The organism is Mycolicibacterium helvum (assembly GCF_010731895.1).
Taxonomy (GTDB): Bacteria; Actinomycetota; Actinomycetes; order Mycobacteriales; family Mycobacteriaceae; genus Mycobacterium; species Mycobacterium helvum.
In genome coordinates this window covers 2,878,251-2,902,456 of the sequence record NZ_AP022596.1, presented here as the reverse complement: position 1 = coordinate 2,902,456, position 24,206 = coordinate 2,878,251, and the positions used below count along the sequence as shown (strand labels likewise).

General features: G+C 67.1%; 24 protein-coding genes and 1 pseudogene. 11 read left to right on the top strand and 14 right to left on the bottom strand.

Annotated elements, in window-relative coordinates:
• Positions 1-25 precede the first annotated feature (25 nt).
• Complete coding sequence (locus tag G6N38_RS13525; protein ID WP_163748090.1) at positions 26-748, top strand: SIMPL domain-containing protein; 723 nt, start codon at positions 26-28, stop codon at positions 746-748.
• A 79-nt stretch (positions 749-827) separates the two neighbouring features.
• Here G6N38_RS13525 and G6N38_RS31195 read toward each other — a convergent pair whose 3' ends face one another.
• From G6N38_RS31195 to dacB, 6 genes and pseudogenes are all read right to left on the bottom strand, one after another.
• A complete protein-coding gene (locus G6N38_RS31195) occupies positions 828-944 on the bottom strand; it encodes a VOC family protein (protein WP_407662988.1) in 117 nt (38 codons plus the stop codon).
• A 167-nt stretch (positions 945-1,111) separates the two neighbouring features.
• Positions 1,112-1,338: pseudogene (locus tag G6N38_RS13520) on the bottom strand (helix-turn-helix domain-containing protein); the annotation flags it as partial.
• 16 nt (positions 1,339-1,354) lie between these two features.
• Positions 1,355-1,930 (bottom strand): hypoxanthine phosphoribosyltransferase, encoded by a 576-nt coding sequence (gene hpt / locus G6N38_RS13515; RefSeq protein WP_179968562.1) that lies wholly within the window; start codon positions 1,928-1,930, stop codon positions 1,355-1,357.
• A gap of 32 nt (positions 1,931-1,962) precedes the next feature.
• Positions 1,963-2,937 carry a tRNA lysidine(34) synthetase TilS gene (gene tilS, locus G6N38_RS13510; RefSeq protein WP_163748086.1) on the bottom strand — a complete coding sequence of 325 codons (975 nt, stop codon included), beginning with the start codon at positions 2,935-2,937 and terminating at the stop codon, positions 1,963-1,965.
• Positions 2,916-4,043 (bottom strand): Rv3626c family coenzyme F420 biosynthesis-associated protein, encoded by a 1,128-nt coding sequence (locus tag G6N38_RS13505; RefSeq protein WP_163748084.1) that lies wholly within the window; start codon positions 4,041-4,043, stop codon positions 2,916-2,918. The genes tilS and G6N38_RS13505 overlap by 22 nt, the downstream gene beginning before the upstream one ends.
• The gene (dacB, locus tag G6N38_RS13500) at positions 4,043-5,425 is read right to left on the bottom strand and encodes a D-alanyl-D-alanine carboxypeptidase/D-alanyl-D-alanine endopeptidase (RefSeq protein ID WP_163748082.1); all 1,383 of its coding nucleotides are present in this window, start codon (positions 5,423-5,425) and stop codon (positions 4,043-4,045) included. Before dacB ends, G6N38_RS13505 begins: the two co-directional genes overlap by 1 nt.
• A 162-nt stretch (positions 5,426-5,587) precedes the next feature.
• Between dacB and G6N38_RS13495 the strand changes: the two genes are divergently transcribed.
• Entirely contained in the window at positions 5,588-6,076 is a 489-nt protein-coding gene (locus G6N38_RS13495; protein ID WP_163748080.1) for an inorganic diphosphatase, read from the top strand.
• A gap of 82 nt (positions 6,077-6,158) precedes the next feature.
• Entirely contained in the window at positions 6,159-6,695 is a 537-nt protein-coding gene (locus G6N38_RS13490) for a 2-oxo-4-hydroxy-4-carboxy-5-ureidoimidazoline decarboxylase (RefSeq protein ID WP_163748078.1), read from the top strand.
• A 228-nt stretch (positions 6,696-6,923) separates the two neighbouring features.
• Here the strand turns inward: G6N38_RS13490 and G6N38_RS13485 are convergent, their stop codons facing one another.
• Positions 6,924-7,784: an alpha/beta fold hydrolase gene (locus G6N38_RS13485; RefSeq protein WP_163748076.1), complete on the bottom strand. Its 861-nt coding sequence runs from the start codon at positions 7,782-7,784 to the stop codon at positions 6,924-6,926.
• Between the two features lie 78 nt (positions 7,785-7,862).
• On the opposite strand from G6N38_RS13485, the gene G6N38_RS13480 reads away from it, so the two are divergent.
• From G6N38_RS13480 to puuE, 3 genes are read left to right on the top strand one after another with little or no spacing between them, the layout of a single operon-like run.
• Positions 7,863-8,471 carry a TetR/AcrR family transcriptional regulator gene (locus G6N38_RS13480; protein WP_163748074.1) on the top strand — a complete coding sequence of 203 codons (609 nt, stop codon included), beginning with the start codon at positions 7,863-7,865 and terminating at the stop codon, positions 8,469-8,471.
• Positions 8,472-8,514: 43 nt separating this feature from the next.
• Entirely contained in the window at positions 8,515-9,552 is a 1,038-nt protein-coding gene (gene alc, locus G6N38_RS13475; RefSeq protein ID WP_163748072.1) for an allantoicase, read from the top strand.
• 6 nt (positions 9,553-9,558) lie between these two features.
• Positions 9,559-10,476, top strand: a complete 918-nt coding sequence (gene puuE / locus G6N38_RS13470; RefSeq protein WP_163748070.1) for an allantoinase PuuE — start codon at positions 9,559-9,561, stop codon at positions 10,474-10,476.
• Here the strand turns inward: puuE and G6N38_RS13465 are convergent.
• The 6 genes from G6N38_RS13465 to G6N38_RS13440 all read right to left on the bottom strand — a co-directional run bounded on the left by G6N38_RS13465 (position 10,446) and on the right by G6N38_RS13440 (position 15,420).
• Positions 10,446-11,174, bottom strand: a complete 729-nt coding sequence (locus G6N38_RS13465; RefSeq protein WP_163748068.1) for an aspartate/glutamate racemase family protein — start codon at positions 11,172-11,174, stop codon at positions 10,446-10,448. The genes puuE and G6N38_RS13465 overlap by 31 nt on opposite strands.
• The gene (locus tag G6N38_RS13460) at positions 11,171-12,721 is read right to left on the bottom strand and encodes an NCS1 family nucleobase:cation symporter-1 (protein ID WP_163748066.1); all 1,551 of its coding nucleotides are present in this window, start codon (positions 12,719-12,721) and stop codon (positions 11,171-11,173) included. The genes G6N38_RS13465 and G6N38_RS13460 overlap by 4 nt, the downstream gene beginning before the upstream one ends.
• Positions 12,722-12,774: 53 nt before the next feature.
• Complete coding sequence (locus G6N38_RS13455; RefSeq protein WP_163748064.1) at positions 12,775-13,494, bottom strand: GntR family transcriptional regulator; 720 nt, start codon at positions 13,492-13,494, stop codon at positions 12,775-12,777.
• Positions 13,495-13,539: 45 nt separating this feature from the next.
• Entirely contained in the window at positions 13,540-13,911 is a 372-nt protein-coding gene (locus G6N38_RS13450) for a SpoIIAA family protein (RefSeq protein WP_163748061.1), read from the bottom strand.
• A gap of 51 nt (positions 13,912-13,962) precedes the next feature.
• Entirely contained in the window at positions 13,963-14,370 is a 408-nt protein-coding gene (locus tag G6N38_RS13445; RefSeq protein WP_163748059.1) for a hypothetical protein, read from the bottom strand.
• 81 nt (positions 14,371-14,451) lie between these two features.
• Positions 14,452-15,420 carry a TerC family protein gene (locus G6N38_RS13440; RefSeq protein WP_163748058.1) on the bottom strand — a complete coding sequence of 323 codons (969 nt, stop codon included), beginning with the start codon at positions 15,418-15,420 and terminating at the stop codon, positions 14,452-14,454.
• 229 nt (positions 15,421-15,649) lie between these two features.
• Here G6N38_RS13440 and G6N38_RS13435 point away from each other — a divergent pair, with 229 nt between their 5' ends.
• The 5 genes from G6N38_RS13435 to G6N38_RS13415 are packed head-to-tail and all read left to right on the top strand — an operon-like array spanning position 15,650 to position 23,234.
• Positions 15,650-19,555: a Pls/PosA family non-ribosomal peptide synthetase gene (locus tag G6N38_RS13435; RefSeq protein ID WP_163748056.1), complete on the top strand. Its 3,906-nt coding sequence runs from the start codon at positions 15,650-15,652 to the stop codon at positions 19,553-19,555.
• Positions 19,552-20,889 (top strand): M1 family metallopeptidase, encoded by a 1,338-nt coding sequence (locus G6N38_RS13430; RefSeq protein WP_163748054.1) that lies wholly within the window; start codon positions 19,552-19,554, stop codon positions 20,887-20,889. Before G6N38_RS13435 ends, G6N38_RS13430 begins: the two co-directional genes overlap by 4 nt.
• A gap of 26 nt (positions 20,890-20,915) precedes the next feature.
• On the top strand, positions 20,916-22,172 hold the full coding sequence (locus G6N38_RS13425; RefSeq protein WP_407662987.1) for a polysaccharide biosynthesis protein: 1,257 nt from the start codon (positions 20,916-20,918) through the stop codon (positions 22,170-22,172).
• Between the two features lie 25 nt (positions 22,173-22,197).
• Entirely contained in the window at positions 22,198-22,899 is a 702-nt protein-coding gene (locus tag G6N38_RS13420; protein WP_163751996.1) for a polyprenyl-phospho-N-acetylgalactosaminyl synthase PpgS, read from the top strand.
• Complete coding sequence (locus G6N38_RS13415) at positions 22,896-23,234, top strand: DUF2304 domain-containing protein (RefSeq protein ID WP_163748050.1); 339 nt, start codon at positions 22,896-22,898, stop codon at positions 23,232-23,234. Before G6N38_RS13420 ends, G6N38_RS13415 begins: the two co-directional genes overlap by 4 nt.
• Here G6N38_RS13415 and G6N38_RS13410 read toward each other — a convergent pair.
• Positions 23,231-24,163: an NAD-dependent epimerase/dehydratase family protein gene (locus G6N38_RS13410; RefSeq protein WP_163748048.1), complete on the bottom strand. Its 933-nt coding sequence runs from the start codon at positions 24,161-24,163 to the stop codon at positions 23,231-23,233. The genes G6N38_RS13415 and G6N38_RS13410 overlap by 4 nt on opposite strands.
• Between the last annotated feature and the right edge of the window lie 43 nt (positions 24,164-24,206).

Sequence of the window (24,206 nt, the reverse complement as noted above, 5' to 3'; positions counted from 1 at the left end):
AGTGCTGCACGCTACGGTGTCAGGCATGCCGATCGCCGGACGTCGTGTCGTTGTTGCGCTCGCCGCGATGGGGACGGCCGCCGCCGTGCTCACGGGCTGCGATTCCACACCCGCTGGCCCTGTCGGCGCCAACCCCCGTCAGGTCACCGTCGTCGGGGCGGGCGAGGTGCAGGGGGTGCCCGACACCTTGACCGCCGACGTCAGCGTCGAGGCCGGCGCCGCCGATGTCACGACGGCGATGAATCAGGCCAACGACCGCCAGAATTCGGTGCTCAACGCCCTCAACGCCAGCGGGATCGACCCCAAGGACATCAGCACCACCGGAGTCAGCCTGCAACCGCAGTACAGCGACAACTCGGTGATCAACAGCTACCGGGCCAGCAACTCGATCCAGATCAAGATTCGCAAGCTCGACACCGCCTCCCAAGTGCTGGCCAACGTCGTCAGCGCCGGTGGCGACGCCACCAGGATCAACTCGGTGAGCTACTCCATCGAGGACGACTCCAAGCTGGTCAGCGACGCCAGGGCGCGGGCATTCAACGACGCCAAACAGCGCGCCCAGCAGTACGCCGAACTGTCCGGGCTGTCGCTGGGCAAGATCATCTCGATCTCAGAAGCGCCGGGTGGTTCCCCGCCGGCACCCACGCCGATGCCGATGCCGCGCGGAGCGATGGCCAGTTCCGTTCCGCTGCAACCCGGCCAGCAGACGGTCGGCTTCTCGGTGACGGCAGTCTGGGAGCTCAGCTAGCCGGCGAAACCGTCGAAATCCTCCGGCGAGTACTCGCGTGCCTCCACCAGCACCATCCCCTCGCCGGAGGTGTCCCGCATCAGCGCCTCGACCCGTGGGGCCGCTCCTCGGGTGGTTGGAGGAACTCGACGCCGTTGGCTGTGAGCTGTTCGTAGGTGGCACGACAGTCCTCGACGGCAGGGCCGAGACCGGGCAGACCGCACTGTGCACCAACGGAAGTGGGGCCCGAGCTGGAGGTCGTCCTTCGCCTCGAAGCCGAACGATATCGGTGTAGAACACCAGCGATTCGTCGACGTCGCCGGGCTTCTCCTCGATTGCTCTACCGAGGCCGGCCGGCGGGTACCGCTCGGCGAGGCCGGCCGGCGGGTACCGCTCGGCGAGGCCGGCCATGAATAGGTAACAGCCCGGGATCCGCGGCGCGCCATCGGAATAGCGGCGGCGAAACTCGCTGGGGCTCACTCCCACCAGCTCGCGGAATCTCGTGGAGCACGAGCCAAGACTGGTGAAGCCGACCGTCATGCAGACCTCGGTGACGGTCACATTCGTGGCCCGCAACAGATCGCACGCCGTTCCACCCGCCGGCGGGACATGACCGTCGGTATGCGCTTAGATCTGGTAGACCTTCGGGTCCAGCGTGCCGATGTACGGCAGATCGCGGTAGCGCTCGGCATAGTCCAGGCCGTAGCCCACCACGAACTCGTTCGGAATATCGAAGCCGACGTAGGCGATGTCGACGTCGGCGCGCACGGCATCGGGCTTGCGCAGCAGCGTGCACACGCGCAACGACTTGGGATGGCGGGTGGCCAGGTTCCGCAGCAGCCAGGACAGCGTCAGCCCAGAATCCACGATGTCCTCGACGATCAACACGTCCCGGTCGTGAATATCGCGGTCGAGGTCCTTGAGAATGCGGACCACACCCGACGACGATGTCGACGACCCGTAGGAGCTGACCGCCATGAACTCCAGCTGGGTGGGCACCGGGATTGCCCGGGCCAGGTCGGTGACGAACATCACCGCGCCCTTGAGCACGGTTACCAGCAGCAGATCCTGACCGCCAAGGTTGTCGGCGTAGTCCTGACCGACGGACGCCGCCAGCTCAGCGGTACGGGCGTGAATCTGCTCTTGTGACAACAAGACCGATTTGATGTCCCCGGGGTACAGCTCGTGCGCCGACACGCCCACACTGTGCCACGACCAGGCCGTAACAACCAATCTCACACCGGCTGGGTGTACAGCGTCAGCCTGCCGTCCCGGCGGCCCGCGAACAATCTTTGCTGCCGCAGATCCGAACCGACCGCCACCCCACCCTGGCCGTGCCAGGCGGTGACCAGCGCGTCCACCGCTCGGATCTGCTTATCCGACAGGTTGGCCGCCCCGCCGCGCAGCAGCCAGCGGCGGATCACCCGGCGGCGCACCGCGGTGGGCAACCTGGTCAGTGCGGCGACGGCAATGATCTCGGCGGGGTCGCCGGTGTCGGTTGTGTTCTCCAAGACCGTCTCGGCCCAATCGTCCAGGGCTTCGGTGTCTTCGCGCAGCGCGGCGGCGGTGCGGGCCAGTGCCTCGGCGACGCCACCGCCGAGCACATCCTCGAGCAGGGGCAGCACCTCGGTGCGCAGCCGGACCCGGGTGAAGCGGGCGTCGTGGTTATGCGGGTCGTCCCACGAGGCCAGTCCCAGCTCGGCGCACGCGTCGTGGGTGACGGCGCGGCGCACCCCCAGCAGCGGCCGGTACCAGGGCGGGTCGGCCGCCCGCATCCCGGCGATCGAGCGGGCCCCAGAGCCGCGGCCCAGCCCGAGCAGCACGGTCTCGGCCTGGTCGTCGAGGGTGTGCGCCAGCAGCACCGGCGCCTGGCCGCGGGCGGCGTCCAGGGCGGCGTAGCGGGCGGCGCGGGCAGCGGCCTCCGGGCCGCCGCCCGTGCCGACCGCCACCCGCAGCACCTGAGCGTCGACACAGCCGAGGTCGTGGGCCTGGCGACGCGCGGTTTCGGCGACCTCTGCGGAACCGGCCTGCAGTCCGTGGTCGACGATCAGTGCGGTCGTCGGCAGGGCGGCGGCGGCCGCAGCCGTCAGCGCCAGCGAATCCGGACCACCGGACAGCGCCACACACCACGACGAGGCGCCGGGCAGGCAGTCCGTCGCGAAGCCGGCCACGGCGGCCCGCAGGGCGGCTACAGCACTCGGTCGATCCACCGCTGCGGATCTTCGATCTCGTCGGGCAACGGCAGGGTCTGCGCGCTGGTCCACACCGTGTTGAACCGGTCCATCCCGACCCGGTCCACCACGTGGTCGACGAACTTCTTGCCGCGGGTGTACTGGCTGAGCTTGGCGTCCACGCCGAGCAGCGCCCGCAGCAGCCGCGCAAGCGGCGGCTGCTTGCGCTGGCGGCGTTGGTCGAACCGGTTGCGGATGGTCTGCACCGACGGCACGACGGCCGGGCCGACCGCGTCCATGACGTGGTCGGCGTGGCCTTCGAGCAGTGTGCCCAGCACCAGCAGCTGATCGAGTGCCTGCTGCTGCGGCTCGGATTGCACCGCCCGCATGAGCCCGAGGATGCCCAAGTCGTTGGGCCCCTGCGCACCGCCGTCGCTCACCCCCGTCCCGGGTCGCTGCGCTCCTGCCCTCCGGCGCTTCTTCACGAAGTCCGCCAGCCGCGCCACCACCTGCGTCACGTCGTCGGTGGAATCGGAGGTCAGCACCCCGAGCGCCTGCGACATGTGCTGTGCCAGCCAGGGATTGGCGGTGAACTGCACCCGGTGCGTCACTTCATGCAGGCACACCCACAGCCGGAAGTCGGCCGGGGAGACCCGCAGCTGGCGCTCGACGGCGATGACGTTCGGATAGACCAGCAACAGCAGGCCGGCGTCGGTGTTCTCGGTTTCGGCGAACGGGTCGTACTGGCCGAGGATGCCCGAGGAGATGAAAGCGAGCACAGCACCGGTCTGGGCTCCGGTGACCCGGCCGGTGAGGGGGTTGGCGGGCGTCTGGGTGCCGCCGGTCATCACCCGCATCGAGTCCGAGGCCGCCCGGACCCAGCCCTGGCGGTCGACGATGCGCGCGTCGGGCACGGGGGCGTCGCCGCCCATCCGGGTGACCTCACGAACCGGGCCTTCGGCCTTGATCGCCGCAGCGGCCAGCTCGTCGATGGCCTGGTTGCGGGTGTAGTCGGTGGACGCCGGCCCAGGCCGGGTCAGCCAGGCGCCGACGTTGCCGGCGAACGACCAGTCGACAGCCCGCCCGACGGTCAACTCCGCTGCGCCGATGCGCGATCCGCCTTCGCTACTCGTTGAGCCGCTCATCAGCCACATCCACACGTGCGCAGGGCGCCGGCCAGGGTATCGAGGGCGACCCGGCCCATCGGCCCGGCATCGTTGGAGATGAACGCGAACGTCAGGACGCGGCCGCTGTCGTCGGTGACAATCCCGGCCAATGAGTTGATGGCGGTCAGCGACCCGGTCTTGGCGCGCAGCCAGCCCGCCGACGACGTCTGCGGATCACCACCGAGGAAACGATCCGACAGCGTCCCGCTGCCGCCGGCGATCGGAAGCACGTCGAGCAGCGGACGCATCGCCGGCTGATCGGGCCCGGCGGCGGCCTGGACCACCTCGTCGAGCGTCTTTGCGGTCAGCCGGTCCAGCACCGACAACCCGCTGGAGTCGAACAGAGCGGCGCCGGTCATGTCGACGCCGGCACCGGCGAGTTTGTTGGTCACCGCGTCGACGGCTCCGGCGAAGCTCACCGGACGACCGGTCGCCTTGGCCACCTCCCGGCCGATCGACTCGGCCATCACGTTGTCGGAGGCGTTCATCATCTGCCGCAGCCGTTCGATCAGGGGTGCCGATTGCACCGAGGCCAGCTGCCGGCCGGACGGTGGAGTCGGGGCCATGGTGACCTTCGCCGGGTCGAGTCCCAGGGCGCTGGCCAGCGCGCGTCCGGCATCCAGCGCGGGAAACCTGGACCGCGCCGAGTCGACCGTCGTCGGCTGGATGCGGCCGGCGTCGATCATCACCGACTGCATCGGAGCGATGTCACCGCCGTCGATGTCTGCGGGATCCCAGCCGGGCGCGAAATCGGGTCCGCTGTAGAGGGAATCGTCGACCTGAACGGCCGTCGCGGTGACGCCGCTCTTGCGGACTTGGTCGGCGAGATCGCTGATCCGGGCCGCCCCGCGATACCAGGTCTCCTGACCCGGCGGGGCGGCCGACAGGATCGGGTCACCCCCGCCCACGAGCACGACGACCCCGGGCTGGCTGGTCTGATCCGCCGCGACGACGGTGGTGGTGATCCGGTCGTCGCGGTTCAGTGCCAGCAGCGCGGCCCCGGTAGTGAGCGTTTTGTTCGTCGACGCCGGCAGGAGCGGCACATCGGATCGGTGCTCCCAGATCTGCTTGCCGGTCTTGGCGTCGGTGACCCGGCCGCTCACGTTGCCCAGATTCGGGTCGGCGACTGGAACCGCCAGCGCCGCGGTCATACCTGCCGCCGTGGGGACCCCAGCGGAGTCCGACACCGGCACGACGCCGGGGTTGGCGGTGACCAGCGGGTGCCCCGGCGGCGCCTGCGCGCTGCTGGTGTTGCCACCGTCGGTCAGGACAGCGGCGACCGCCACGACGGCGGCGACCAGCACCATCACCGCCACGGCGAGCACCACATGCGTGGAGCGCCGCCACCGAGTCGGCTTCATCGCTCTCCTGACGTTCTCGTTGGTCTCATTGTGCCCAACCACCCTGAAGCGCAGGCTATCGCTGGCGTTAGGGTTAGGCCGCGTCGCCGCACCCGGCGGGCAGGAGCGAAGCGACCCGGGGATAACCGGGCGATCGGAGTTCAGGGAAGAAGGAGTCGCACGGTGCAGTTCGACGTCACCATCGAGATCCCGAAGGGCCAGCGCAACAAGTACGAGGTCGACCACGAAACCGGCCGCGTCCGCCTGGACCGCTACCTCTACACCCCGATGGCCTACCCCGCCGATTACGGCTTCATCGAGGACACGCTCGGCGAAGACGGCGATCCACTGGACGCGCTCGTGCTGTTGCCGGAGTCGGTGTTCCCCGGGGTGATCGTGGAAGCCCGGCCGGTGGGCATGTTCAAGATGGTCGACGAGGCCGGCGGCGACGACAAGGTGTTGTGTGTGCCCGCGGGCGACCCGCGCTGGGACCACATCAGCGACATCGGCGACGTGTCCAGCTTCGAGCTCGAGTCGATCAAGCACTTCTTCGTGCACTACAAGGACCTCGAGCCGGGCAAGTACGTGAAGGCCGCCGACTTCGTCGGACGGGCCGAGGCCGAGGCCGAGGTGGAGCGCTCGCGGGAGCGTTTCGCGGCCGAGGGTCACTGAGCAAGAACGTCCCCGGCCAGAAATTAGCCTGGTCGTAACAATCAGTAACGCGGTTGTGGTTTGGCTTTTCGATGATGAGCGGGTGTTACTGCACCAGGGCATCGGTCTCGAGGCCTTCAACGAGCTGCCGGACAAAAAAGCTGTCCATGCGCTCTACGAGTGCTGCAACAGCGTGACGCTGGCCCGCGACCTGTCGCGTGGCCGCCCCTACGCCGATCACACCGCGCTGTTCCGCCGGGCTGACGCCCTGCTGTTCTCGCTGTCGGAGTCCTCGATCGACGACATCCTGCAGGCCTACCCACACGTCGGACGGCGGCCGGGCAGCACTAAGTCACAGGCCGAGCAGTGCTCGGTGTGGGACGAGTCGCCCGAGGTGATGGCCGAACTCGCAGCGGCCGTCAAGGATTACGCCGACCTGTTCGGTTTCGACTTCGTCATGCACATCGGCGGTCTGGCCCGCGAGGTCTGCGCTAAGTCGGTCATCTCGGCGGTACGCGACCGAATGCATCACGACCCAGAGACCGAACGCAAGGTCGTCTGCAACGAACTGGCCCGGATCAACCGCAGCCGGCTCGAGCGGATGCTCGGCCCCGAGGGCGGCTACGACAACTGGGGTTGATTCGCCCCCTCGGCTCACACCCCGGCACCTAGGGTTGGCAGGCGTGACCCTGCCGATGGATCCTGAACTTCTCACCCTGATGCAACCGCTGATGGCCGCAGCCGCCGCGCTCGAGCCGCCCGCGATCGGGGACGTCGCCACCACACGCCTTTGAGGCGCTGGCGCCGACGGCGGCGGTGTCGCAGCGGGTGGTCGCCGACCGGATCCGGCGGCTTCGTTCCATCTGATCTAGCAGCGATCGGCGTCGCGACCGACAGTACTTGTGGCCGAGGCGAACTCAGCGATGAGCGCGGCCAGTGCGTCGGGGGCGTCGAGCATCGAGAAGGTGCGCGCGTTCTCGATGTACTCCAGCCGCGAATGCGGCAGCGCATCGGCGAGCCGTTGGCCGTCGGATTGCGGGAACAACAGGTCGTCGGCCGACCACGCAATCAGCGCCGGCTTGGTGAACTGGGGCAACCGCGCGGCGGCGTCGAGAGTTGTCTGCCGGCTCAGCGATCCGGTGAAGCGACGCAGGTTCTCGGCGATCGCGGAGTCGCGCACGGCGCGATGGGTCCACTCGACGGTCAGCGCGTCGAGGTTGGTGTGCGCCAGCGCGCCGTAAGCGCGCCGGCGCACCAGACGGGAGCGCATCGCCTGTACGGCGATCCGGAACGCCACCGGCACCTTCGCCGCGGCGATGAACGGCGCCAAGATCGGCGGTGGAAAGTGTTCGAACGCATCACAACTGGTGAGGACCAGGGCCCCCAGCCGGTCAGGGAATTCGGTGGCGACCACCTGAGCCACCGCCCCGCCGGTGTCGTTTCCGACCAGCACGACATCGTCGAGGCCCAGCGCGTCGAGGAACTCGTCGACCATGGCTGCGACACCGCGCATGGTCATCTCCGCCGACGGCTTCATCGCCTGCTGATGCGCGCCGAGCGGCCAGGTCGGCACGATGCACCGCAGGCCGTGTCGGGCCAGCCGTGCGCTCAACGGTCGCCACAGCGACCCGCCCATCGCGTAGCCGTGGATGAAGACGACCGGCCTGCCGGTCGGCGGTCCGGCCGTTTCGTAATGGATGGTTCCGCCGCGCAGATCTACGGTGTCCATGACAATCTCCCTTGATAGCGACAAACAAACAGACAGTCTGCATGTAAGATACCGACAGGATGCACGGAAATACAAGAGATGACCACCAAACGCACCCAGGCACAGCGATCCGCCACCACCCAGGACGCGCTGCGCAGCGCCGCGCGCACGTTGTGGGGTGAACGCGGCTACGCCGAGGTCGGAACACCGGAGATCGCCCAGCGAGCCGGCGTCACCAGGGGCGCGATGTATCACCAGTACGCCGACAAGGCAGCACTGTTCCTCGACGTGGTCGAGACCGTCGAGGCCGATGTGATGAACCGGCTCGCCGCGGCCACCCTCGCCCAGCAGCCGGAGACCCCGGCGGCAGCTCTCCATGCGGCAGTGGACGCCTGGCTGGACATCAGCGCCGAGGCCGAAATCCGCCAGCTGATCCTGCTCGATGCGCCAAACGTGCTGGGCTGGGATGGTTTTCGGGATATCGCTGAGCGCTACAGCCTGGGCATGACCGAACAATTGCTGCAGGCCGCGATGGACTCCGGTGAACTCGAGACTCAGCCCGCACGCCCGCTGGCGCACATCCTCATCGGGGCGCTCGACGCCGCGGCCATGACGATCGCCAATGCCGCCGAGCCCGACACCACCGGCGCCGAGGTCCGCCGAGCGCTGCACTCCATCGTCAACGGGATGCTCGCCAGCCGGCAGTGAGCGTCGGGTGGTGACGACCATCCACGGCACTTAGGCTCGTGAGGTGATCGGCGGAGCGCAGAACCCAACGCAGTCGCAGCCACACTTCCTGTCATTGCCCGATCTGGCGGCTCGGCCCGCCGGTGGTGCGGTGCTGTGGGCGAACGACGACCTGTTCGCCGAACGGGAGAACCTGATCAAGCCCCAATCCGCGGAGTTCCGCCCGGCCACCTTCGGGCACAAGGGTCAGATCTACGACGGGTGGGAAACTCGGCGCCGGCGCGACCTGAGCCCCGAGGACTGCGACAGCGCGATCGTGCGGCTGGCGGCGCCGGCCATCCTGGGTGGCGTGGTGGTCGACACCGCGTGGTTCACCGGCAACTACCCGCCGCAGATTTCGGTCGAGGCAGCCAGCGTCGAAGGCTATCCACCGGTCGAAGATCTTGTGCATCGGACCGAATGGACCACCATAGTCGAGCGGGCAGCAGTCAACGGCGATACCCGAAACCCGTTCAAAGTCAATTCATCTCACCGCTGGACTCATGTGCGGCTGTCGATCTATCCGGACGGCGGCGTGGCGCGATTTCGGGTGCATGGCGAAGGCCTGCTCGACCCGCGACTCGCGGACGGCCTGCCGATGGACCTCGCTGCCCTGGAGAATGGCGCCCGGGTTACCGCTTGCTCCAACATGTTCTACTCGTCGCCCAACAATCTCCTGCTGCCAGGAACCGCGCGCACCATGGGTGACGGGTGGGAGACCTCCCGCCGGCGCGACCAGGGCAACGACTGGGTTCAGGTTCGGCTGGCCAGCCAGGGAGTGCTGACCGCCGCCGAACTGGACACGTCGTATTTTCTCGGCAATGCCCCCGGTGCCGCCAGGCTGATGGGTCGCGACGGCGCAGGGGACTGGTTCGAGCTGCTGGGAATCACCACGCTGCAACCCGACACCAGGCACCGCTTCCTGTTGGATGTCCAGCGACCGCTCACCGATGCCCGACTCGACGTCTATCCCGACGGTGGCATGGCGCGGCTTCGACTGTTCGGCCGGCTGACCGACGAGGGGCTGCGCAGCGTTCGGGAAAGGTGGGCGGCCAGCGCCTGACATGCCATGAGCTATCCGAGAGATATGGTCGGCTACGGCCGCACGCCGCCGCACCCGCACTGGCCCGGCGATGCGGCTATCGCGGTGCAGTTTGTGCTGAATTATGAAGAGGGTGCCGAGAACTCAATTCTTGACGGCGACCCGGCCTCGGAGACTTTTCTGTCAGAGATGACGCCCGCGGAGGCCTTTCCTGACCGGCACATGAGCATGGAGTCCCTCTACGAGTACGGGTCGCGCGCCGGGTTGTGGCGGGTACTTCGGGTGTTCGAGCGGCGCGGTATTCCGCTGACCATCTTCGCGGTGGCCGTGGCCATGCAACGAAATCCCGACGCGGCCGCCGCATTCGGTGAACTCGGCCACGAGATCGCGTGCCATGGACTGCGGTGGAAGTCCTACCAACACACCGACCGGGACACTGAGCGCGCCCATATGGCTCAGGCCGTGCAGATCCTGCGTGAACTCACCGGGGCGGCGCCACTGGGCTGGTACACCGGCCGCGATTCACCCCACACCCGCGAACTCGTCGTCGAACACGGCGGCTTCGTCTACGACTCCGACTCCTACGCCGACGACCTGCCGTATTGGGTGCAGGTGCACGGCCAGGACCACCTCGTAGTGCCCTATGCACTGGACACCAACGACATGCGCTTCACCTCTGCCGCAGGGTTTTCCAACGGCGAGGAGTTCTTTGCACACCTTCGCGACGCGTTCGACGTGCTCTATGCGGAGGGCAGAGCAGGCAGCCCGAAGATGCTCTCGGTCGGCTTGCACTGCCGGGTGGTCGGGCGGCCGGCGCGCGCCGCAGCGCTCGAACGGTTCTGCGACCACATCCAGTCCCACGACGGAGTCTGGATCGCCCGGCGAATTGAGATCGCCGAGCACTGGCGCAGAGTTCACCCCGCCGGAGGAACTCCCGACAGATAGCGCTTCACCGGTGGTGTTGCATACTCCCCTCGTTTCGAGGTTCGCAAACCCATGGTCACCAGCGACTGCACCGTCAGCGTCGCGGCGCTCACCCCGTCCACCACCGGTACACCCAACTCGGCCGAGATCTCCCCGCACATATCGGCCATCCCCGCGCAGCCAAGCACAACGGCGTCCGATCGATCGGCCTCGATCGCGTCACGGCACGCCTCGGTGATGACCTTGCGTGCGTTCGGATCCCTGTCGAGGTCCAAGACCGGTATCTCGCAGGCATGGATGCCACGGCAGAACCGCTGCATGCCATAGCGTTCCGCGAGATGAGCCGATTGTCCGATAGTGCGCGCCAGTGTGGTGATGATGCTAAAGCCACGGCCGAGGTGGCTAGCGGCCTGCATCGCCGCCTCAGCGATACCGATGACCGGTCCAGCAGCGATCTCACGAGCGGCCTCGAGGCCGGGATCACCAAAACAGGCGATCACGTAGCCGTCGACGCCTTCTTGCTCGCCTCGCTGGATTGCCCGCAATACGCCGGGCACCGCCAGTGCCTCGTCGTAGTGACTTTCGATCGACTCCGGCCCTATCTCGGAGGTGACACCGGTGAGGGTCACCTCCGGCCCGGCGACCGCCGCAGCGCATTTCGCGATCGTGTCGGTCATGGCCTGGGTGGTGTTGGGGTTGATCACCCAGATCCGGATCACGGAAGCGGCGCGACGGCCAGTTTGGTGCGCGTCGCGAGCACGTAGTAGATCGCCAATCCCAGCCCGCAGCCGATGAACCAGCTGTACTGCGCGGCGGTGTGCATGCCGGGCAGGCCGCCGGCCAGCACCGGGATCACCGCGGCCACCGCTGAAACGGCAGTGGCGACGACGGCGGCCGGGTTGTAACCCTTCTGGTACCAGTAGGTCCCGTCCTCGGCGAGGGTGAACAGGTCGTCGACCACCACCTTCTGCTTGTGGATCAGGTAGTAGTGGCCGATGAGCACGCCGAACAGCGGGCCGATGAACGCACCGAGGATCTCCAGCGTGTAGTGGATGACCTCCGGATTGTTGTACAGGTTCCACGGGGTGATCAGCACCGAACCCACCGCGGCGATCATGCCGCCCGCGCGCCAGCTGATCCGCTGCGGGCTGACGTTGGAGAAGTCGAAAGCGGGCGAAATGAAGTTCGCGACGATGTTGATGCCGATCGTGGCGATGGTAAATGTCAACGCGCCCAGGACGATCGCGAATGTTGAGTCAATCTTGGCCACCGTCGTCACCGGATCGGTGATCAGCTCGCCGAACACCGGAACGGTGAGCGACGCGGTGACGACCACCAGTATCGAGAACACCAGGAAGTTGACCGGCAGACCAAGGAGGTTGCCCCGCTTGACTGCGTCGAACGACTTACCGTAGCGGGCGAAGTCGCCGAAGTTCAGCATCGGGCCAGAGAAGTAAGAGACCACCAGCGCGATCGCGCCGAGCATGACCGGAATCGAGTCGAAGCCGGTGTACTTCACGTCGCCGAGATTGAGATCGATTGCACCCCAGCCTGCCTTGTAGATGAGGTAGCCGCACAACAGGAACATGACCACGTAGACCGCAGGACCGCAGAAGTCGATGAATCTGCGGATGGCCTCCATGCCGCGCCAGAAGACGCAGGCCTGCAACACCCACAGCAGAAGGAAGCTACCCCAGCCGAGGAACGGCAGTCCGAGGAATCCGTTCTGATTGACGTCGGCGTACGGCGCGAGCCCAGGGAACAGCTTGAGCAGGACGACATCCAGTGCCGCGGACGCCAGGTAAGTCTGAATGCCGTACCACGCCACCGCGATCAGACCACGGATGATGGCGGGAATGTTCGCGCCGAGCACACCGAAGACGCTGCGGCAGATCACCGGATACGGCACTCCGGTGGCCTGGCTCGGCTTGGCCACCAGGTTGCAGAAGAAGTTGACGATCACGATGCCGATCAGCAGCGCAACAAGCACCTGCCAGCTGGCGAGGCCCAGGGCAAATAGGCTGCCTGCGGTGACGTAGCCGCCGACGCTGTGCACGTCAGACATCCAGAACGCGAAGATGTTGTACGAACTCCAGCTCTGCTTGCGCAGCGGAGCTAGGTCTTCGTTGGTCAACCGCGGGTCGTAGCCCGGCTTGATCAGTCCGCCGCCGACCGGGTGACCGGCGGCTTCAACGAGATCGCCCGCGCCGACAACGGCGCCAGGCGGCAATTCTTTCGCACTCTGGGAGGTGTCGATGTCGGTCATGGCCGGACGCTATCGACGGTGCGTTTCCCCCGTATTTCCGCCGAAATACCCGGCTATTGCGTCGAAGATATATCCGCCGACAGCAGGCCGGTGTCGGTGGGCAAGGTGGCGATGACGGAGTTGAGCCGCTGGGCGTGCAGTTCTGCGACCGTCAAGAGTTGCTCGACGTCACCGGCAAGGAATGCGTCGACCATCTGACGATGATCCGCGTGCAGCGCGGCACGATGCGACGGTGCGACATGCACCATGGTTTGCACGGGTTCGGTCACGTTCCAAGCCGATTCGAGCATGTGCAGCAGACGGAACATCCGCGACGGACGGGTGAGTGCGAGGTGGAAGTGTCTGCTCTCGCGGTGATAGGTCAGCGGATCGTCGTTGTCGATCGCCTGCTGCAGAAGGTTGTTCGCGGCCACGATGGCGGCCCGGTCGGTATCGGTGGCGTTGGCCACCGCAGAGGTCAGCGACGCTGCCTCCAAAGTCTCACGCACGATGTACATTTCGCGCAGTTCCTGGACCGTGAGCTGAGCGACGGTGTATCCCGAATTGGACCGATGCGCGACCAGCCCCTCCCCGATCAGAGTTTTCAGCGATTCCCGCACCGGGATCTGACTGACCCCGAACAGGTCTGCCACCTCCGCCAACGGGATCGGTGTGCCCGGCAAAGTGGCGCCCTCGAGGATCACCCGGCGCAGTTCGTCGAGGATGGCCTGCTGCGGGCTGCCCGGTTGGTCGGCCACCAGCCTGCCGACCAGCGCCGAACGTCGTCGCTGCATCCGGTCACGGTATGCGCCGTTTGTTTCGACGGTGCTACGCCTCGACTAGCCCGCCGCCCACTCCTTGGCTTGCTCCAGCTCACCCAGCCCGAACACCGCGATCTCACCGGGCACCAACCACCCCACCAGATGAATGGTGTGGACAACCCACTCCTTGTCGCTGACCACCGCGACGCGCTTGAAGGCGGCGTGGCGGGTGAACAGCGTGCCCAGCCCGAGCTTGAGATCCTCGACCATACCGCCGGGGCCGAATCCCTGGTAATCGGAGTCGATGACCTCGACGATTCTGATGTCCTCGCCGGACCTCAGCAGCTCGTTCATCGTGGTCTTGAATGCCTTCAGGTCGTCACCACTGACCCGACCCGACACCTTGATACCGGCCACACCCTCGGGCATGTCCGCAAGCACGTCGATCATGGAACCGCCTCCTCTGTCGAGCACCCTTTTCCAGGGTAGAGGCGGGTTCGCTCAGGCGGCCCGGATCCGCAATCGGTCCTGGATACGGCTGAGGGCCGCGTACGCCCGAGGACCCAAATCGTCGGTTCCCACCGGAATCAGCGTCACCCCGTCGGCTACCCCGGCGACGACGAGGTCGGCGACCAGCCCGGCCAGCCCGTCGACCGTCCCGGCGTACCGCACTCCCGCGCCGGCGTCATGATCGGAGATCGCGGCCAGCGCAGTGCGCGGGTCGTCGGCAACCGACACGGCCAGGTCGAGCACCACGGCGACGTCGGCCGGCAGCCTGCGGCGTCGCCGGGCAGCCTCTTGCAGGTTCGGGGCGCTCAGTCGTACCACCGGCCGCTCGCCCTCGGTCAACTCGGTCAATTCCGTCCAAGCACCGTCGTTCTCAGCGATGAACACCCGCAACTCCGGCATATCGGCCACGCTAAGGGACTCGAAAGAGAACCGGCAATGGTTGCGCTCAGGGGGACCCGAAGGGAATCGCACGGTCACCGTTCAGCGTTTGTCGACCACACGTGTCTTGATCAGGCTGGCGACCATGGTCAGGAACAGCGTCAACACGATGACAGCCAGGCTCAGCAGCGTCGGAATCTCGGGGACGTGCACGCCTTCACCACCGTTGATGAACGGCAGTTCGTTCTCGTGCAGGGCATGCAGCACCAACTTGACGCCGATGAAGAACAAGATGAAGGCCAGGCCCTGCGACAGGTAAACCAGCCGGTTGAGCAGATCACCGAGCAGGAAGTACAGCTGGCGCAACCCCATCAGCGCGAACAGGTTTGCCGTGAACACGATGTACGGCTCGCGGGTCAGGCCATAGATCGCCGGGATGGAGTCCAGCGCAAACAACAGATCGGTGGTGCCGAGGGCGACGATGACCAGAAACATCGGGGTCATCAGTCGCCTGTTGCCCTCCTTGAGATAGAGCTTCAGACCGTCCCACTTGTCGGTGGTCGGGAAGTACTTCCTGGCCAGCCGCACCACGGTGTTCTCACCGTCGTCGCTGTGATCGGTGTCGCGCACCAGCCTGATCGCGGTGTACACCAGGAACGCACCGAAGACATAGAAGATCCACGAAAACTGCTCAATGGCAACGGCACCCAGTGCGATGAAGATGCCTCGGAAGATCAGGGCCAGCACGATGCCGACAAGCAGCGCCTGCTGTTGATACACCTTCGGCACTTTGAAGCTGGCCATGATGATGATGAAGATGAACAAGTTGTCCACCGACAGGCTGTATTCGGTGAGCCAGCCGGCATAGAACTCGAGGCCGAATTGCGGGCCGTGGAAGTTCCACACCCAGAGGCCGAACGCCAGCGCCAGGCCGACGTAGAACGACAGATAGATCCCGCACTCACGCATCGTGGGTTCGTGCGGGCGGCGGGCGATGAAGACGATGTCGAACAGCAGTACTGCCACCGTCACACCGATGGTGATCAACCACTCGAGCGAAGACACGTTCACAGAAAGGAACCTCCGGGCGCCGAAAAACGTCCGAGGTCTCTTCCGCCGCCGAGACGGCCCGCGGTACCGGACGGCCAACGTTGGCCGCCGTGGTGACGACACCGCGACGAAGGAATACTCCCCTCTTCTCAGGCAGTCTGTCAGGTGGACGCACCGCGCAGCAAACCGGGCCGACTACCGGCCGCGTCCGGCGCCGCGATGTCAACCACGCGGCCTAGGATCCAGTCTCGTGGCGACGCCGGAAATTCCCCCGCAGTACCTCTTGTCGGAGCAGGCGCCACCCCCGCGCACTCTCATCGACATCCTCTACGACACCGCCAATCGGTACCCCGAGGCGGCGGCCATCGACGACGGGACGGTGCAGCTCACCTACGCCGAGCTGATCGCCGACATCGAGGAGAGCGTCGAGTGGCTGGCGGCCCGGGGTATCGGCCGCGGTGACCGGATCGGCATTCGGATGCCGTCGGGCAGTTATGCCCTGTACGTCGCGATCCTGTCGACGCTGGCCGCCGGCGCGGCCTACGTCCCGGTGGATGCCGACGACCCCGACGAACGGGCCGAGCTGGTGTTCGGCGAAGCCGGTGTGGTCGCCATCATCACCGAGGCCGGCCTGTCCCGGGGCCCGGGTTCCTCGCGCGGATGGCGCGCCACCGCACCGCTGGGCCGCGACGACGCGTGGATCATCTTCACCTCGGGGTCGACGGGCACCCCCAAGGGGGTGGCGGTGACACACCGCAACGCCGCGGCATTCGTCGACGCTGAAGCGCGAATGTTCCTGCAGCGCAACCCGATCAGCCCGGGAGATCGGGTGCTGGCGGGTCTTTCGGTGGCATTCGACGCCTCCTGTGAGGAGATGTGGCTGGCCTGGCGCTACGGTGCGTGCCTGGTGCCGGCGCCGCGCGCCCTGGTGCGCAGCGGCATGGACCTCGGGCCGTGGCTGGTGGCACGGGACATCACCGTGGTGTCCACGGTGCCGACGCTGGCGTCGCTGTGGCCGGCCGAGGCACTGGAAGCGGTGCGGCTGTTGATTTTTGGCGGCGAGGCCTGCCCACCTGAACTGGCCGAGCGGCTGGCGGTCGAGGGCCGCGAGGTGTGGAACACCTACGGACCGACCGAGGCCACGGTGGTGGCCAGCGCGGCGAGGCTCGACGGTCGAAGCGCCGTCAGCATCGGCCGCCCGCTGCCCGGCTGGGACCTGGCCGTCGTCGACAGGGACGGCGCCCCGGTCGGCCTCGGCGAGGTCGGCGAGCTGGTGATCGGTGGGGTCGGCCTGGCCCGCTACCTGGATCCGGAGAAGGACGCCGAGAAGTACGCGCCGATGCCGTCGCTGGAGTGGGCTCGCGCGTACCGCAGCGGTGACCTGGTCCGGCTGGAGAACGACGGGCTGTACTTCCAGGGGCGCGCCGACGACCAGGTCAAGGTCGGTGGGCGCCGCATCGAACTCGGCGAGGTCGATTCCGCACTGGTGAACCTGCCCGGCGTCAGTGCCGGCGCCGCAGCGGTCCGGCGCACCGCCAGCGGTACCCCGATGCTGGTGGGCTATATCGCCAGCGCGGACCCGGATTTCGACCTGACTGCCGCCCGGGCCCACCTGGCCGAGAGCCTGCCCGCGGCCCTGGTGCCCCGACTCGTGCTGCTCGAGGAGCTGCCCACCCGAACCTCGGGCAAGGTCGACCGCAATGCGCTGCCCTGGCCGCCGCCGGGCTACCAGGACTCCGAACCGGATCTGGGCGGCACCATGGGCTGGCTGGCCGGGCTGTGGCGCGATGTCCTCGGTGCCGTGGTCGACGGCCCGGAGGCCGACTTCTTCGCCCTCGGCGGCGGCTCGCTATCCGCGGCACAGCTGGTGGCCGCGCTACGGGGCCGCTACCCGCAGCTGACCGTGGCCCAGCTCTACGACCATCCCCGGCTGGGGTCGCTGGCCGAGTTCCTCGAAGAGCTGGCCCCGCCGCCAACGGTCACGCCTCGCGAGGTCAAACCCACCCCAGTGTCGACACAAGCCGCTCAGGTACTGCTGTCGGTCCCCCTGGCCACCCTGACCGGCCTGCAGTGGGTGACGTGGCTGGCGCTGGTCAACAACATTGCCGCCGCCGTGCATCCGCTGCCGTGGCTGGTCACCATCAACTGGTGGCTGGTCGTGGTGGCCTTCGTCTTGTTCATCAGCCCGATCGGCCGGATGGCCATCGCCGTACTGGGTGCGCGGACGTTGTTGTCCGGCCTGGAGCAGGGCACCTACCGCCGCGGTGGGCCGGAGCACGTGCGGGTGTGGCTCGCCGAACGGCTCGCCGACGCCAGCGGCGCGGAAAACCTCGCGGGGGCGCCGTGGCTGGTGTACTACGCGCGGGCGCTGGGTAACAAGATCGGCAAAGGCGTGGACCTGCACTCGGCGCCTCCGGTGACCGGGATGCTGCAGCTCGGCCACCGGGTTTCCATCGAACCGGAGGTCGACCTGACCGGGCATTGGATTGACGGCGATCTCTTCCACGTCGGCCCGATCACCGTCGGCAACGACGCGTCCATCGGGGCGCGCACGACTCTGTTCCCTGGTGCGGTCATCGGCAAGAACGCCGACGTGGCACCCGGTTCAGGCGTCCTCGGCAAGGTGAAGAACGGGCAGTACTGGAAGGGTTCTCCGGCGGTCAAATCGGGCAAGGCCCGCCACCCGTGGCCCGAACACCGGCCCCCGCGGGCCGCACACTGGGTGGCCATCTATGGGGTGACGTCGGTGCTCCTCGGCGCGGTTCCGTTGGTGTCGCTGGGGGCCGGCCTGGCGGTTCTGGTGTGGCCCGCGCGGCACAGCGCCACACTGGTGTCGGCGATCGGCGCTGCCGCGCCGTGGCTTCCGGTGGCCGCGCTGGCGTCGCTCGTCATCTACGCCGCCATCACTGTGCTCGGCGTACGGATGCTGGCACTCGGCCTTGGCGAGGGCTACCACCCGGTGCGCAGCCGGGTGGGCTGGCAGCTGTGGGCCACCGAACGACTGATGGACGCCGCCCGCAACTACCTGTTCCCCGTGTACGCCAGCCTGCTCACTCCGTGGTGGCTGCGGATCCTCGGCGCGAAAGTGGGCCGCAACACCGAGATCTCGACCGCGTTGCTGACGCCGAAGTTCACCGTCGTCGAAGACGGCGCATTCCTGGCCGACGACACCATGGTTGCCTCCTACGAGCTCGGCGGTGGCTGGATTCATGTCGCCAAGGCCACGGTCGGCAAGCGGGCGTTCCTGGGCAACTCCGGTATCACCCAACCCGGCCGCCGAGTGCCCGACGATGGTTTGGTGGCCGTCCTCTCGGCCGCACCGCACAAGGCCAAGGCCGGTTCGTCATGGCTGGGCAGTCCGCCAATCCGGTTGCGCCGCCGCGCCGATGAAGCCGACGCCTCGCTCACCTACAGCCCGCCGATGCGATTGAAGATCATGCGCGCCGCCGTTGAAACCTGCCGGTTGATCCCGGTGATCGTCACCTTCGCCATCGGAGTCGCGGTTCTCGCCGCGCTGCAGGGGCTGGCCGTCAGGTTCGGCTACGGCTGGGCCGCACTGGGCGGCGGCATCGTGCTGCTGATCGCCGGCGCGGTCGCGGGCGGGATCGCAGTGGGAGCCAAATGGCTTGTAGTAGGCCGGATTCGGACCGGCGAGCAGCCATTGTGGTCGTCGTTCGTATGGCGCAACGAGGTGTCGGACACGTTCGTCGAGACGGTGGCAGGCCCGTGGTTCGCCCGGGCGGCCAGCGGCACCCCGGTGATGAACCTGTGGTTGCGCGCACTGGGAGCCAAGATCGGCCGCGGCGTGTGGTGCGAGACGTACTGGCTACCCGAAGCCGACCTGGTGACACTGCAGCGCGCCAGCACGGTCAATCGGGGTTGCGTGGTCCAGACACATCTTTTCCATGACCGGATCATGCGGATGGACACGGTCGTGCTCGAGGAGGGCGCCACCCTGGGGCCACACTGCGTGGCGTTGCCCGCCGCCAAGCTCGGCGCCGGCGCCACGGTCGGTCCGGCCTCGCTGGTGATGCGCGGCGACGAGGTGCCACCGTCGACGCGTTGGCAAGGCAATCCCATTGCCCCCTGGGTGATTTCACGCAAGAAGTCAACGGAGGAAAAACCTGCTCCTAAACCCGGGGACAGCGCCGCGTGAAAAATCCCGCCAAGAAGGCCGCCAAGAAAGGCGGCCAGCCCGTCATCGACCCGTACCTACCGAACAACGGCAACTTCGGCTACCGGGTGTCGCGCTACGAATTGGACCTGGAGTACAAGGTCGCGATCAACCGGCTCACCGGGACCGCCACGATCACCGCCGCGACGCTAGCGTCGCTGAAGACCTTCACCCTGGACCTGTCCGACGCGCTGTCTGTGACGAAGGTGATGGTCAACGGCCGCCGCCCATCACAGTTCAGCACCTCGAACGCAAAGTTGCACATCACGCTGTCCGCACCGCTACCGGCCGGCGCGGCGATGTCGATCAGCGTGCGCTACGGCGGATCCCCGCGTCCGACCCGAAGTTATTGGGGCGAAGTCGGTTTCGAGGAGCTGTCGAACGGAGTTCTGGTCGCCGGGCAACCGAACGGGGCTGCGTCGTGGTTTCCCTGCGACGACCACCCCAGCGCAAAGGCCAGTTATCGCATCCAGATCAGCACCGACAGCCCGTATCGCGCGGTGGCCAACGGCGAACTGGTGTCACGTCGGGTCCGTGCCGCGCACACCGTGTGGACCTATGAGCAGCCCGAGCCGACGTCGACCTACCTGGTGACCTTGCAGATCGGCATGTATGGCGCCAGCAAGCTGCCCAAAGAAAAGGTGCCGATGCAGGCGGTGTTGCCAGATCGGTTGCGCGCCAACTTCGCCAACGACTTCGGCCGCCAGTCGCAGATGATGAAGTTGTTCGTCAAGCTGTTCGGCCCCTACCCGCTGAGCAATGGCTACACCGTGGTGGTGACCGATGATGACCTCGAGATACCGCTTGAAGCCCAGGGCATTTCGATCTTCGGTGCCAATCACTGCGACGGCAGTCGCCGTTCTGAGCGGCTGATCGCCCACGAACTGGCACACCAATGGTTCGGCAACAGCGTCACCGTACGGCGCTGGCGCGACATCTGGCTGCACGAGGGATTCGCCTGCTACGCCGAATGGTTATGGTCGGAGAACTCTGGTGGACAGAGCGCCGACCGCTGGGCGCGCCACTACCACGCCAAGCTGGCCGCTTCGCCACAGAATCTGTTGCTCTCCGACCCCGGCCCGCGGAACATGTTCGACGACCGGGTCTACAAGCGCGGTGCGCTCACCCTGCACGTGCTGCGTAACACGATCGGCGACGACAAATTCTTTGCCCTGCTGCAGGATTGGACCAGCCGCTACAAGCACAGCACTGTCGTGACCGATGATTTCAAAGGTCTTGCGGCCAACTACGCCGAGGTGTCACTGCGCCCGCTGTGGGATGCCTGGCTGGACTCGACCGAGGTGCCACGGCTGTGACCGACGCGGGCGCCTCCTTCGAGGCGCTGAGCGCCTCCGGTGCCGACCAGATCAGCGGCACTGGAGCAATCACACGCGGCAGTGTGGCCCGCGTCGGCGTGGCAACCGCGATTTCGGCGGTGTGTGGATACGCCGTGCTCTACCTCGCCGCTCGAGCGCTGAACCCAGCCGGCTTCTCCGTATTCGGGGTGTTCTGGGGCGCGTTCGGGTTGGTCAACGGTGCGGCGTACGGACTGCTGCAAGAGGCCACCCGCGAAGTGCGGTCGGCGAGCTATGTCGAGATCGCCGACGGGCCGCGCACCCACCCCATGCGCGTCGCGACCGGCGTCGGCCTGGTGGCCGCCGTCGTCATGGCAGCCGCTTCCCCGCTGTGGGCACCCCACGTATTCAGCGAATCCCGGCCGCTGTCGGTGGGCCTGCTGTGCGTGGGTCTGGCCGGATTCTGTATCCACGCCACGCTTTTGGGCTTGCTTGCCGGTACCGGGCGCTGGGGTGGCTACGGCGTGCTCATGGTCATCGACGCCGTCATGCGGGTGGTGATCGCCGTCATCGCATTCGTCATGGGGTGGGGGCTGGACGGTTTCCTCTGGGCCACCGTCGCTGGTGCCGTCGGCTGGCTGCTGCTGCTGGCCGTCTCGCCGGGTGCCCGCACGGCGGCCCGGTTGCGCACACCCGGCGGCACCGCGACGTTCCTGCGCGGCGCCGGGCACTCCATCGCCGCCGCCGGCGCCAGCGCGATCCTCGTGATGGGCTTTCCGGTGCTGCTCAAGGCGACCTCCGGCGGCGACCTCGGTGCGGCGGGCGGCGTGGTGATCCTGGCGGTGACGTTGACCCGGGCTCCGCTGCTGGTGCCGCTGACCGCAATGCAGGGCAATCTGATCGCCCACTTCGTGGACCAGCGGGGGCATCGGCTCAAGGCGCTGATCACTCCCGCTGCCGTGGTGGTCGCGCTGGGCGCCGTCGGCGTGCTGGCGGCCGGACTGCTCGGACCCTGGCTGATCCGGGTGGCGTTCGGGGACCAGTACGGGCCCGGCGGAGTGCTGTTGGCCTGGCTGACCGCGGGCGCGGTGGCAATCGCACTGCTGACCGTCACCGGGGCCGCGACCGTCGCGGCGGCGCTGCACCGGGCCTATTCGATCGGCTGGGTCGGGGCCACCGTGGTCTCGACAGCACTGCTGACCCTGCCGCTTCCCCTGACCGACCGCACCGTGCTGGCGCTGCTGTGCGGGCCGCTGGTGGGAATAGTCGTCCACACCGCAGCCCTGGCCCGCGCCGCACGCTGAACCAACGACCGTCGGCGTGTACTTTGTGGACATCGACACGCCCTACCCCGACGCCTGGATCATCGTGCCAGCGTTCAACGAAGCGAAGGTCATCGGCGACGTCATCGCCGACCTGCGCCAGGTCTTCGACCACGTGGTGTGCGTCGACGACGGCAGCCGCGACGACACCGCCGATATTGCGCTGCGCGCCGGCGCCCACGTGGTGCGGCATCCGGTGAATCTCGGGCAGGGCGCGGCCATCCAGACCGGTGTGGAATACGCCCGCACCAAACCGGGTGCGGAGGTGTTCGTCACGTTCGACGCCGACGGGCAGCACCGCGTCAAGGACGTCCTGACGATGATCGACCGGCTGGCCAAGGGTGACGTCGACATCGTCATCGGCACCCGTTTCGCCGGCAGCACCGTCAGCCGGACCCCGCCGCTGAAGCGGCTGATTTTGCGCACGGCAGCCGTGTTGAGCCCGAGCAGCCACCGACTGCACCTCACCGACGCGCACAACGGGCTGCGGGTGTTCAACAAGACCGTGGCCGACAACCTCAGCCTGACGATGAACGGAATGAGCCACGCGGGAGAATTCATCGCCCTGATCGTCGAAAACCATTGGCGGGTGGCCGAAGAGCCAGTTGAGATCCTCTACACCGAGTACTCGATGTCCAAGGGCCAGCCGCTGCTGAACGGGGTGAACATCGTCTTCGACGGGTTTCTGCGAGGAAGGATGCGGCGATGAACTGGATCCAGGTGCTGCTGATCGCGGCGGTGATCGCCCTGCTGGTGTACCTGTTGCGCTCGCGCACCAACGCCAAGGCCAAGGCGTGGGTCAAGGTCGGCTACGTGCTGTTCGTGTTCCTCGCGATCTACGCCATCCTGCGCCCGGACGACACCACCGTGCTGGCCAACTGGCTAGGTGTGCGACGCGGCGCTGACCTGATCACCTATGCGCTGATCATCGCGTTCGTGTTCACCACGATGAGCACGTATCTGCGGTTCAAGGAGCTCGAACTGAAGTACGCCCGGCTGGCGCGCGCGGTCGCGTTGGACGGCGCGCGGGTTCCAGAGAGCTAGCCGCGGAAGTAGTCGACGGTGCGGCTGATGCCCTCTTCGAGGCGCACCTGCGGATGCCAGCCCAGCACCATCTGGGCCTTGCGGACATCCAGGCACGACCGCTTCAGATCGCCGAGACGCGCCGGCCCGAATTCCGGATCGTCGGGCGCACCGACCACCTTGGCGCACACCGTGTGCAGCTTTCTGTCGCTGGTCTCCACCCCGGTACCGACGTTGAATCGCTGCCCACACCCGCCCGCGCCGGAAGCCCGGACGAAGGCGTCGACCACGTCGTCGACGAAGACGTAGTCGCGGGTGTTCGAGCCGTCGCCGTAGACCGTCGTGGGCCGGCCGGCCAGCATCGCGTTGACGAAGATCGCGACCACTCCTGCCTCGCCGTCTGGATCCTGCCGCGGGCCGTAGACGTTGGACGGCGCGATGAACGAACAGTCCACACCGTAAAGATGGCGAAAGGTGTTGAGATAGATCTCCCCGGCGACCTTGCTGGCCGCATAGGGCGACGCCGGATCGACCGGGGTGCTCTCGTTGGTCGGGTAGTTCTCCGGCACGCCGTAGATGGACCCACCCGAGGAGGTGTGGACCACCTTGCGGACTCCGGCCCGCCGAGCCGCCTCAGCCAGCCGCACCGTACCGATGACGTTGACCGCCGCGTCGAACTCGGGGTCCTCCACCGAGCGTCGCACGTCGATCTGGGCGGCGAGGTGGTGGACCACCTCGGGCTTGTGCTTCTCGAACAGGCCGATCAGATCGGCATTGGCGATATCTGCCTCAATGAACTCGAAGCGGTCATTGGCACTGGCCCCGGCCAGGTTCTCGGTGCGTCCCCGGCTCAGATCGTCGAGCCCGATTACGGTGTGCCCGTCCGCGAGTAAGCGATCGACCAGCGTCGAGCCGATGAAGCCGGCCGCCCCCGTGACCATTACCTGCATTGCAATTACCCTACCGCCACGCCGTACAGTCGAGCCGATGGCA